Raw genomic sequence first — 12,006 nt, forward strand, 5'->3', positions numbered from 1 at the left:
TATTCTTACTTTATTATACCATTGATTCCATTATATTTCAACATTTTCAGACCAAAGCTCTTATTTAAACACAATAAAATGTGTCAAAATATAAGTTCTCATCGTCAGTCCTAAGAAAAAAAGTATTTCATTAAATTTTACTTTAATGAAATACTTGTACCTGAATGCTTTTATATACTCGCATATTTAAATTGCTTACTTAAATTGCTTATTTCCCTGTACTCCTCTTCTTCAAGTTGCCTAATATATTCATATTCTTTTAGATACATTAATCGAATTTTTGTTTCTTCTTTACTTAAAGTTTGAAGCTCTATCTTATTATCATCTGTTTCAATTATATCTGCCTCAAATAACCTGTCATCCTCAATACTTATTCTAAATTTATATGTATTAGCAACGTTCTTATTCCAAGATTCCAGATGCACCGTTTGCATTATTGTATTCCCACATTTTGAGCACTTTATGTATAGATGCTGTTCAACTTTATCAATGATCACTTTATTGTTATCGCACTCTTTACATACTATAGTTCTATTCATATCTAACCACCTCAACTATTCATATGTGCAAATGCAAAAAAATATTACATATAAAATAGCACCCGTTTCCAAGTAGCTTTATCAAAATACACCAAGGCTGCGTGCTATTTATTTGAAGTTAATTCTGATTTCATACCTAAAGCATCAGCTCTAAACTCTTCATCAGTGGTAGTCTTTATAATAAAGTCTAAACATTTAATTGCCTGCGTATCATCTTCTAACGAATTATATGCATAAACTTTATAATAATAAATACTACAAATTGATTCTACATCGCTTTTATCTACTAGCTGTAGCATTCTATCACAGATTTTAACCGCCTTTATAAATTGATCAGTATTCATATACAGACATTGTAAATAATATAATGAATCTGCTTTATCCCCTTCCATAAAAGAAGCGTCTTCAAAAGCTACTATAGCTCTACTAAACATATTCAAACCTATTAGCGATTCACCTACCCCAAATAAAGCATCTGCCGAGTCATTAATTTCCCTTGCAGTGTTGTAATAGAGAAGTGCATTATAAAAATCTCCCTTATTAATTAATTCCTCTCCTTTGTCTATAAGAGGTTGATACTCCATAGATGCCCTGTTTAAGGTCTTTTGAAGCATTTCTTCTGAATAGGCTGTATTTGCAAATCCTCCTTTGTATGACTCCATAAACCCTAAAACCTCTGGAATAAAGATTGTTTTAGCATAACCAGATTCTGCATACCATATATTAGGTTTATCCATACCCATATCTTTTTCAACAACTGCAGATCTAGGTATTTCAAATGTTCTTTCTGATTCAGGTAGTAAAAAACAATCTTTACTCCAGGCTTCCGTACTGAAATATAAATCTCTACCTATTCCCCCATAAGGGTAAATTTCTTGTGAGTATTTATATAAAGTGGCATTTTTGTACCAACCAACAACAACATTTTTACCTGTTTTAGACTGTTTTGCAACCCATATTACAAGAACATTATCTACAATATCATCGTTTACTGTTGCTTTTTCAAATCTTTCTAAATGCAAAGAACCCCCTCTATTTGATACGTATCCATAACACTTACCGTTATAATCATGAAAGTTATATGATTCATTAGCCTCATTATTTTCATCTTTGTCCACTCCGCAAGTTTTAACCAGTTTATCATCATCACTTACACCCATATAATTTTTTAACCATGTAACGTTACAAAATATAATCCTCATTTTAATACTCCCCCTACATTCAAATTTACTTAAATTATAAACTAAAATGAATACACGTTTTTCTCTATTATACATAAAAACACCCTATAAAGTAGACTTTTTTTAAATGTCTAATCTATAGGATACATTTTAGAGTCACATTAACTTTTTAAAATTTCAAAAAACAACTTGTATAGGTTTTAAATCGATAATTTTGCTATTTTCAAAGCACTCTCCATGCTTTTAGCTGATGCTATAAATCCTGCTTTATGACAAAATATAGCATCATCTATTTTAATTATGGAATTTATTTCTTCCATTGATTTTCCTCTAATGGATTCTAATATATCTTTTCTTGCTTCAAAAGTATCAGCAGATTTCTTTACAGTCTGAATCTTATACTCTGAATTATTATCCTCTGGAGAAATAACAAACAATACCTCATTATTTATATCGATTTTAAGTAACTGTTGGAGCCAAGGGCAGCCATTTTTCAAAACCATTATTTCATTAATATCTCTATTTTGAAAGGCCTCATTTACTATGGTCCTTGCTTTTATAACAGAAACTTGCTTATTTATTATTCTCTTTATAACTTCTGTAGCATACCAAGTAGCTTTTTCAAATGCCTCATCTTTGGAAGAGTCAGAATCCCATGTTGGATTAAAATTTTGTATAATATCACTTATAGAAGTTACTTTAATTTCTGATTTTATATCTACACCATTGTCTGTAGCGTCAATGCCCTGCACTAAATTTTTATCAACATAATCAAAAATCGAGATTATATCATTTTCATCTAACTCCGAATTAAACTTTCTTATTACTCGAGGACCAAACTCTCGCCAAACTAAACCACAAGCAGCATAGGGAATATCATTTTCTCTCATTTCTTTATTTAATTGGTGGTGGTCGAATTCTCCTAGGGCTATGTCATAAACAAAGTCTAATTTTCTAAGTGCATCTTCATCTCTTGTTCTTGTTACCTTTGTATCCCCAAGTAATAGGCTAAGTATAGAAGTAGCCATAACATCATCTGCGTGGAATTTCCCGCTATGTGTTCCTAAAGTTTTAATATTTTTTTCATTTATCATCATTTACCTCTTTCATATTTTATAGTATAAGTATTTCAATATCATGAATTTAAGTAGTTTTTTCTAAATCTAAATGGTCATATAAATATACCTTCATTTCCGTATTCTAATAACAATTAATCCTATAATGCATCAATTTATCAGTATATCACAACATTCAGGTATTTACTTGAAAAATCTATTCTTCCTTTTATAATACCATTTATTACAAAGTAAATGGATCGTAAAGTTAGATAAAATTAGCCATAGAATCAAATTTAAGCTCTTAAAACTCAATTTTGAATCCATGGCATTTCTTTCAGTATCTTATATAAGTATGATGAAGTATACAAATATGCGAGATATTTTTACAAATAAACATTTGTTTTTAAACATTACTTTTATTTAATTCTTTAACTTCATCTAGGTTTTTAGATAAGTAACTTAGATATATCCAGAGGATTGTTGGTATATAACTTCTAGTTAAGAGAATTGCATTCTCAAATAATCCATTCACCGCAATAGATAATATTAACCCAAGTATAAAAAACAAAAAAATCTTTTTATTATTATCAGCTGTATTTTTTTTGCTTAACAGAAATATTAATGAATCTTTGATAATTAATATAATAAAGGCTCCAAAAGCAATAAATGCTAGAATTCCATTTGATAAAAGTATTTGTAGATATCCATTATGCATATCATTTGTAATCATATATTTAGTTTTATCATTAGGATATATTTTTTGTTTTGCTAAACCTATGTTATCTGGACCATGTCCAAAAAGAGGGTTCAGCTTTAATGTATTTAACCCATATGTCCATATTTCCATTCGACCAGTTGTAACATGACCGTCTTGAATTTCACGATCTATTATTAGGTTGTCAGGATCCTCTCCTGTTAGACCAGGATCTGTATTATTAATAAGTTTCTGAATTGATTTAGGGATATATGATAATCCAATTTTAGAAACAGACACCGCTAGGTTAAATGTAGAGAAAATAATAATGGTTAACAGTAATGATATCATTACTGATTTAAATCTATTAAATTTTTTCTTTTGTTCAAAAATATTTATAAATAAATAAAATGAAGCAAATAGGACGAAAGCTAGTAATGATAATAAAGCGCCCCTCGAATTACAAAGAAGTAGACATAGCCATTGTACTAATATATTAAAATAGTAATAAGACTTTTTTAACTTACCAAAATTTTTAACATGGATTTTATTACATAAATAGATGTTAAAAAATGTAACTATTATGGAAACTACTGCAACCATTCCACCAGAGTTTGGGTTTCTATAGAATCCCCATAATGCAGGAGCGTGTGGATATACAAAACCTTGAGGTGTACCACTATATGTAAATTGAATTAAAAACATAAATGTTAGTAATGAAGCAAAGGATGCTATAGAGCTTATTGTTATTATTATTGTATTTATATTATATATTTCAGATTGCATTGTTTTATCTGAATAATCTTTTCTATAGGAATATAAAACAAATAAAAATAAACCTGTGTATGCAAATGTTTTTATATTTCCTATAAGGTTTACTTTAAAGTTAATTATAATACTTATTAAAAATAGTATCATATAAATTTTTAAATAAAATGAGTATCTAGATTTCATACAGTTCTTTTCTTTGAAAAAATCATATAGTAGATATAATGCTCCCCATGCTAGAATTACTATATTAAATTTAGTTGTAACTGGCGAAATAATAGCTATTGTCGATAACATCATTAAGGTTATTAAGGTATAAACTATATTTGTCTTGTTTAGAATTTGTTTTTTCAAGCTGTCCATTAATTAATCTCCTTCTTAACAAATATTCATAAAATATTTATCTCTGAAATTTTTGACCTAGATTCCACGTTAAATTAAATCTACCTTCTATTTCAATTTAATCTATGAGGGATTTAGGAAACCATTTTTACATTGTACCATTTCCATCACCATCTTACAATGAATTTGATGAAACCGCTTGATTGGGAAGAACATTGTAGTTTATTTTACATAACTGTAAAAATAAACACCCCGTGGTAGTTTCAAAGGAGAAATGACTGAATTTTATCACCAAAAGGTCATCTTTTTCTTAATTCTACTAACGTACATCCCTCTATTGCTTGAATTTCATTTTCTCTACAAAAGTTAAGTATTTCAGTGCTTTCAGCCCCAGGTTGAATAAGTACTTTATCTATTTTTAACTGGCAAGCCTCCTGAAGTATTTTAATACCTTTATTTGGATTAATGCATAAATTTAAAACTTCTATCTTATATGGTACATCACTTAACCTAGTATACGCCTCTTCATTTTTAACAGAAGGGTTTAAACCCACTACATTAAATCCAGCTTCTTTTAAGGAACTCAATATTTTGTAAGCATATTTTAAATTATTTAATACATCCCCCACCACAACCCAGTTTGTGTATTCTAAAAGTTCATTAGCCTTCAATATTACCATCTCCTAATATAATTTTTTTACTCATAGTAATCTTCACAATGTTAGTTTCCCATCTATTACACTTACTATTCTATCACAGTATGATGCAATATTTAAATCATGTATTAGAATAATAATTGTCTTCCTACTTTCGTGAATAAATGATAATATCAGGTACCTAACCAAAAATCATTTATTCACCTGTTTCTTATTATTTACTTAATATTATACTTGTATACTTTTTAATTGCTACAAATAGCAGTTTTAGCTGGAATATTATCATATATAACCTCAGTACAATCTGCTAACATGGATTAGCACTTATGCAGATGTGGCGGGATTGGTAGACGCACTAGAATCAGGGTTCTTATTGGCATCCCACTTTAGACAAGAAATAGCATCATTATAATTCACCCATTTATATTCTGTGTGCTCATGTGAAAGTTTCTAATATTTGTTTATAATTTCAACCCCGTAACAATTTTCATTTATCACATAAACATTTTCACCCCAATGGATACTATCTGTTATATTTTTTAAATAATACTATGATTTTTATTGCATAAACATCTGTAAAGTATTATATTTGAATAATGAAATTAATTAAGATGTTAGTTATAATAACTAGCCTTTTAGATAATGTATATACATTAAGCTAATTACAATTTTTTTTTAGAAAGAGGTGTTCCTTATCAATAGATTAGAAAACAGCAGTTTGATTATAGAAGTCAATGAGCATGGAGCTGAATTAAACAAATTATTTTCGAAAAAGCATAATATAGATTTCCTATGGTGCGGCGATTCAAAATTTTGGGGAAGAAAATCTCCTATTTTATTCCCTATAGTAGGTAGACTTAAAGATAATGAGGCAATAATAGATGATAAAATTTATAATATGAATCAGCACGGTTTTGCAAGAGATTGTACTTTCGAATTAATAAACGAAAGCAAAAACAGCATAACATATTCATTTATTGCTAATGAAGAGACCCAAAAAAAATTTCCGTATAATTTTGAATTGTTAATTTCTTATAAATTAAATAGGAATAGTATTGAAGTGTTTTGGACTGTGAAGAATAATGATTCCAAAACTATGTATTTTTCAATAGGCGCTCATCCTGCATTTAATGTACCTTTTAATATTGGAGAAAAATTAGAAGATTATTATTTAGCTTTTAAAACCGATAAAAATGTGGAAGAATATATACTCCAAGGCCCTTATGTAAAAGAGAAAAATAAAGTTAACCCACCTGAAAATATTTTTATAGAACCGGAACTATTCACTAATGATGCTTTAATTTATAGTGGAATTGATGAAGTAACAATAAAATCCAAGAATAATGATGTAGCTCTTAAAGTTTCTTTTAAAAATTTTCCTTTTGTTGGCATATGGTCCCCCTTTTATAAAGAAACTAGTACAATGGCTCCATTTGTATGTATTGAACCTTGGCATGGAATAACAGATTTAAAAAATACTACAAAGGCTTTTAAAAATAAACTTGGTGTCAACAAAATAGAAGTTGGCGAAGAATTTAATGCTAATTATGATATAACAATAACATAATTATAATCAAGTAGTGAGCAATTTCTGTTTGCGATCAGCATCAGCACCTAAAAAATAGAACTAGCAGATAATTAATTATCTGCTAGTTCTATTTTACTAACTCCTTTTATCTGGTAAATACCAACTCTGTATCAGAAGATAGATAATCATTATAACTATATCCCTCTTTATTAAATTCTTTCAGTTCACTTGGCAAAATAATATTATTCTCAATTATAAACCGACTCATAAGTCCTCTTGCCCGCTTTGTGTAAATAGTAATGCCTTTGTGAGCCCCATTTTTATAATCCTTAAAGACTGGTGTTATAACCTGTACATTGATTTTACTCAAATCAATTACACAGGAATATTCCTTTGATGCTAAATCTATTAGTATGTTATCGTTTTGCCTTTCTAATTCTTTTTTTAGATAAGTAGTAAGCTTATGTTTCCAAAAACTATATAAATTATTACCTCGTCTATTTTTTAACTTAGTTCCCATTTCTAACCTATAAGGTTGGATTAGGTCCAATGGCCTCAATGCACCATATAAACCTGAAAATATTCTTATATGGTCATTAGCAAAAGATAACTGCAGCTGGCTTAAATTATCTGCACTTATTCCTTGATATACTGCACCATCAAATGCTAATAAAGCTTGTTTAGCATTTGATAAGTCATGTTCTGGTTGCCACATAATATGCCTCATGAAATTCTGCTGCGCAAGTTTATTGTTTACTTTCATTAGTGTTTCCATTTCTGGTGGAGAATATTTTACAAGTTCCTTAATTAAAGAATTGGCTTCCTTGACGAATAAAGGTTCTGTATATAAGTTTGTATTAAGTGCCTTTTCCATTTTCAAAGTTTTCGCTGACGATAATAGGGTAATCATTCAAATTCACCTCATTATGATTATACCTATTAAACGGACAATTAAAAAATAGTTGCCTAGTTTATTTAATTGGGGTTAAACTAAATGCTGTAGATATGTATTTAGAACATAAATAGGGATTAGTGAATATATTAACTTATCAAGCTTTAAAGTGCATAGTATATAATATCTTGTTACTTACGGGGGGCGGTCATTATAAAAAAAATTTTAATTATATTAATTCCTGCTCTAATCATATTAAGTTTAATATTATATAGTTCAAAAGCAGAAATAAAAAATCTTAAAACTACACTTAGTTATGAGGTTAATAAAAATAAACAATTAGAGGTTACCACCAAGGCTCTTAAAATATCAATAATTAATTCAGAATCAAAGGTAAATGACTTGAATAAAACTATTGATATATTACTAAGCGACCCTAAGCATATAGCTAATAACCTAATAAAGGTAGGCGAAAAGGAAGTGTTTCTTACATTCGATGATGGTCCTTCCGAGAACACTTCCAGAGTGTTGAAAATTTTAAAGGATAATGATGTTAATGCAACATTTTTCGTAAATGGACACCCTGGATATGATGACGTATACAAACAAATTATAAATCAAGGAAATGTTATAGGTAATCATACTTATTCACATGATTACAAAACGGAATACTCATCTATCAATGGCTATAATGAAGACGTAGATAAATTGAATTCTTTTTTAGAAGGTATTGGGATCCCTAAGCCTACGTTTATGAGGTTCCCTGGCGGGTCAAACAATACAATAAGTAATAACTATGGTGGCAAAGATATAATGAACAAATTAACCAAAGAACAAATAAAAAAAGGCTACCAATATATTGACTGGAATGTTTATTCGGGAGATTCAGATAAAATGACAGCAAGTAAAGATGTTATTATAGAAAATGTTATGAGAGGGGCTAAGGGTATGACGTCTATTGTGATTTTATTTCACGATTCAAAACCAAAGACAACTACCGTCGAGGCTTTGCCTATAATAATTAAAAACTTAAAAGAACAAGGATATGTATTTAAGGCCTTATCAATAAACAGTCCTGTTATTCACTTTAAATAGAACATATATGCAAAAAAAGACATCCCTGGGTGTCTTTTTTATTTTTATAAGAGAATTGGCTAATTATATTAATTTAAACTTGGTTTTGTGTATTAATTTATTTCTTATGTCTATTACAAAATTCTAATAAAGCAATGCTTATTAGGTCTTGTTTCTTATAGCTTGGATAACTCTTACATACTTCATCAAATAACTTATATACTGGCCCGTACATCTTTATAGACTTATTAATGATATCCATTTTGACTTCTGCTTGTTTGCATTCATTTTGTGATTTTAGAAATTCTATAGCATTAGCACCTATCAGTGAACTTAAAGATACTCCTAGTGTAGATTTACTTGACAATTTATTTACCTCCCATCATTTCCGAAATTCTACTTTTGTATTAATATTCTATATTAGTATTAATATACCTTTATTTTGCCAAAATTAAAAAGAAGTGGAATTAGGCTTTTCAAAGATGGGAAACCCCACCAATGATTGAATCTAAAAAGCACAAAGGAATTTACATCAGGTCTTGTACAATTGTGCTATGAAAAGTTAGTCTTATAACGACGTTAGAAAATAAACCACCCATAAAGCAACTACAGGTTGCTTTTAGAAACACTGAGTTGGTTTGTATTTTCACTACAGAATGCTACAATTAAAGCATAAACTCGAAAGGAGAGAACAAAATGAAAACAGGCGAAAAAATAGCTAAGGCAAGAAAAGATATCAATTTGACACAAGACCAATTAGCTGAATTATTGGAGGTTACAAGACAGACTATTTCCAAATGGGAATCCGACTTAACTTTTCCAGAAACCTCAAAAATTTCAAAATTAGCTGACGCGTTGAAAGTAAGTTGTGATTATCTATTGAGGGATGATCAGTCAGTTACAGCTGAAGTATCTATGAAGAGTTCAAATGGTTATGTTGTTGACTGGACTAAACTTTATCCGATTCTTAGCGAATACCAAATCACCGTAGATTGTAAGCAATATCATAGAATATTCACTGAGATGATAAAAGAGATGATGACAACATATAATTACTCTTTAGATGATACAATTTTGGTTCTCAAGGATTTTCTATACAAAGCATATCTAGATATGCAGAAGGAAGAAAAATAAAGCAATAAAAAAACAAAATTTAAAGTCATAAATGCCGTATATTCATAACAATTTTACGGCATTTTTACGTCGCACTTCAATAATTTAAAATCAAAAAAATCTTCTTATCCTAGGATAAGAAGAAGGATGAATGTCATATTAAATTTTATATAACAATGAGACCTAGTATAGTAGAAAGAGAAACGGCTTGCATGGTGGTAACCTTTGCGCCCTTCACATCAGCAATATTTACACCTATACCTTCAATATCACAACTACTAAAATCTATTCCTTTAAGACTTGTGAAATTCATTTGAGACTGCGTTAGATTAGATTCTTTAAATTCAACCTTTAAAAATTTTGAATTTTGAAAATCTGAAGAACGTAAATGACATTGAAAAAATGCAACTTGCTTACAATTAGAATAATTAAAAAAAGCAAATTCACCATTACAATTTTCAAAAATTACATCTCTCAAAGTGGCTTCACTTAAATTCATGCCAATAATTTTACAATTATCAAATTCTACTCTACTTAATGAAGCCTCATTAAAATCTACATTTGATAAATCACAATTTTCAAATCTCACATCTAGCATTTCTATACGTCTGAAAGCTATTTTATTAAAAATGACTTTTTTAAATATTACTTGTTTAAAAGCCACTCTGTCTGCTTTATAGTTTTCTAAAGAACAATCACTAACTGTTCCAAAAGAAAATACACTTTCATCTTCAATATTTTCTTTAGATAACTCTAAAATATCTAAATCGCAATCAAATTTAGGTCTTAAAATTTTTGTTTTTGTTTTCTTCTGTTCCATATGTACTTACCCCCATTTTATTCTTTAAACAAATAAGCTTAAGTAAAGGTATTCTCCAGACTAGGCTTTATTTGTTTTTTAATTTGAAATATAATTATACCATGTTTTCATCAAATTTATTTTTTCAAAAAAATAAAATGTATCAGTAAAAATAAACGCCCAGTGATGTAAGGTAGAAAAAAGAATACTAAAAACGAAGGGTCAAATTATAAAAACCCTGTTAACAAAAGTTAACAGGGTTTTTATTCTAATATTAATTAATTTTCAGTTTTTAAATTTCTCATATACATTCTAAAAACAAGCTCTTCTAAAAAGTTAAACAGACTTGTGGTTATTAAATATATACCCACTGCAATTGGAGCTGCTTTAGCAACAAATAGACCGAATACCGCCATTATTATTATATTATTCTTACTAATTGTAGCCTGACCTTCAATTTTTAATAAAGTCACATATGACAGCAAGCTTGGAGATAAAGATACAAGCACATATATCAATGGAACGATAAAATAACTGTCAGAGATATTAATACTAGAAACCCAAGGTATAAGATATGTTCCCACATTCACAGGAATTTTATTAAATACACTCCACATAGTCATTAATATAGGCAGTTGAAGTAGCGTTACTAAACACCCCAACATACTTTTTGCACTTTCAGCAGATTGCTTTTTAGTTTCTGCTTCAAGTCTTTCTTTATTATCCTTATACTTTTCCTTAAGTTCTTGCATTTTTATAGCAAATTTTTGCTGCTGTTGCATAGACTTTTTTTGTTTAAAAGACATTGGTGAGAGTACTAACCTCACTGCTAGGGTAAGTAAAACTATTGCTAGTCCCCAATCCCCTGTAAAACTAAAAATTGAATTTAATAAACTACTTAAAAAATTAAAAATGATGTTCATTTTTATCCTCCTTCGAATAATTTTGGCTAAAACATCATTTCAATTTTAAAACGTTCTAAATATATCCATAAACCATATTTTTCATAAATTATATAATCTTCAGGAAGTAATTTTTTTATAAATCCAAGCCACTGAATTAGAATGTTTCTTGTAACATTTTCTTCAGCTTTATGCCTTAGATTTTTATAGGAGTATACAGTATAAGAAAATATGCTTGCAATACACAGCACTATAAACATTAACTGAATTAAATTTATTAAGTCATAATTCAACTTACACTCCTCCTTACCTACTATTTTCAATTATTATAGCATTATTAGTTTAATTTAACAATAGCCTCTTTTCATAGGTTTCTTGCATTATTTTAGGCTATGTTAGATAATATTTAATATACTAAGCTTGATAGAATATTAGGGTCAAAAAATTATCTTTAAAATGA

The 12,006-nt window shown here is 28.7% G+C and carries 13 protein-coding genes; 3 read left to right on the forward strand and 10 right to left on the reverse strand.

Features of this window, described 5'->3' with window-relative positions:
- Positions 1 to 170 precede the first annotated feature (170 nt).
- From KPL50_RS00515 to KPL50_RS00535, 5 genes are all read right to left on the reverse strand, one after another.
- Positions 171 to 539, reverse strand: a complete 369-nt coding sequence (locus KPL50_RS00515; protein ID WP_216296484.1) for a hypothetical protein — start codon at positions 537 to 539, stop codon at positions 171 to 173.
- A gap of 104 nt (positions 540 to 643) precedes the next feature.
- On the reverse strand, positions 644 to 1,741 hold the full coding sequence (locus KPL50_RS00520; protein WP_216296485.1) for a tetratricopeptide repeat protein: 1,098 nt from the start codon (positions 1,739 to 1,741) through the stop codon (positions 644 to 646).
- 179 nt (positions 1,742 to 1,920) lie between these two features.
- Positions 1,921 to 2,814, reverse strand: a complete 894-nt coding sequence (locus tag KPL50_RS00525) for an MYG1 family protein (protein ID WP_216296486.1) — start codon at positions 2,812 to 2,814, stop codon at positions 1,921 to 1,923.
- 367 nt (positions 2,815 to 3,181) lie between these two features.
- On the reverse strand, positions 3,182 to 4,603 hold the full coding sequence (locus KPL50_RS00530) for an O-antigen ligase (protein ID WP_216296487.1): 1,422 nt from the start codon (positions 4,601 to 4,603) through the stop codon (positions 3,182 to 3,184).
- Positions 4,604 to 4,881: 278 nt separating this feature from the next.
- A complete protein-coding gene (locus KPL50_RS00535; protein ID WP_216296488.1) occupies positions 4,882 to 5,253 on the reverse strand; it encodes a CoA-binding protein in 372 nt (123 codons plus the stop codon).
- A 670-nt stretch (positions 5,254 to 5,923) separates the two neighbouring features.
- Here KPL50_RS00535 and KPL50_RS00540 point away from each other — a divergent pair.
- A complete protein-coding gene (locus KPL50_RS00540; protein ID WP_309245133.1) occupies positions 5,924 to 6,805 on the forward strand; it encodes an aldose 1-epimerase family protein in 882 nt (293 codons plus the stop codon).
- Positions 6,806 to 6,911: 106 nt separating this feature from the next.
- Here the strand turns inward: KPL50_RS00540 and yaaA are convergent, their stop codons facing one another.
- Positions 6,912 to 7,676, reverse strand: a complete 765-nt coding sequence (gene yaaA, locus KPL50_RS00545) for a peroxide stress protein YaaA (protein ID WP_216296489.1) — start codon at positions 7,674 to 7,676, stop codon at positions 6,912 to 6,914.
- 384 nt (positions 7,677 to 8,060) lie between these two features.
- On the opposite strand from yaaA, the gene KPL50_RS00550 reads away from it, so the two are divergent.
- Positions 8,061 to 8,753, forward strand: coding sequence for a polysaccharide deacetylase family protein (locus KPL50_RS00550; protein ID WP_216296490.1), 693 nt, complete (start codon positions 8,061 to 8,063; stop codon positions 8,751 to 8,753).
- Positions 8,754 to 8,850: 97 nt separating this feature from the next.
- Here the strand turns inward: KPL50_RS00550 and KPL50_RS00555 are convergent, their stop codons facing one another.
- Positions 8,851 to 9,099 (reverse strand): hypothetical protein, encoded by a 249-nt coding sequence (locus KPL50_RS00555; RefSeq protein ID WP_216296491.1) that lies wholly within the window; start codon positions 9,097 to 9,099, stop codon positions 8,851 to 8,853.
- A 329-nt stretch (positions 9,100 to 9,428) separates the two neighbouring features.
- Between KPL50_RS00555 and KPL50_RS00560 the strand changes: the two genes are divergently transcribed.
- Positions 9,429 to 9,866, forward strand: a complete 438-nt coding sequence (locus tag KPL50_RS00560; protein ID WP_253200393.1) for a helix-turn-helix domain-containing protein — start codon at positions 9,429 to 9,431, stop codon at positions 9,864 to 9,866.
- A 145-nt stretch (positions 9,867 to 10,011) separates the two neighbouring features.
- On the opposite strand, the gene KPL50_RS00565 is transcribed toward KPL50_RS00560, so the two are convergent.
- The 3 genes from KPL50_RS00565 to KPL50_RS00575 form a co-directional block, all read right to left on the reverse strand.
- Positions 10,012 to 10,665 (reverse strand): pentapeptide repeat-containing protein, encoded by a 654-nt coding sequence (locus tag KPL50_RS00565; protein ID WP_216296492.1) that lies wholly within the window; start codon positions 10,663 to 10,665, stop codon positions 10,012 to 10,014.
- Between the two features lie 257 nt (positions 10,666 to 10,922).
- Entirely contained in the window at positions 10,923 to 11,567 is a 645-nt protein-coding gene (locus KPL50_RS00570) for a membrane protein insertase YidC (protein ID WP_216296493.1), read from the reverse strand.
- 26 nt (positions 11,568 to 11,593) lie between these two features.
- Positions 11,594 to 11,839, reverse strand: a complete 246-nt coding sequence (locus KPL50_RS00575) for a hypothetical protein (protein ID WP_216296494.1) — start codon at positions 11,837 to 11,839, stop codon at positions 11,594 to 11,596.
- Positions 11,840 to 12,006 lie beyond the last annotated feature (167 nt).

Source organism: Clostridium sp. CF012 (assembly GCF_018861755.1).
Taxonomy (GTDB): Bacteria; Bacillota; Clostridia; order Clostridiales; family Clostridiaceae; genus Clostridium_AD.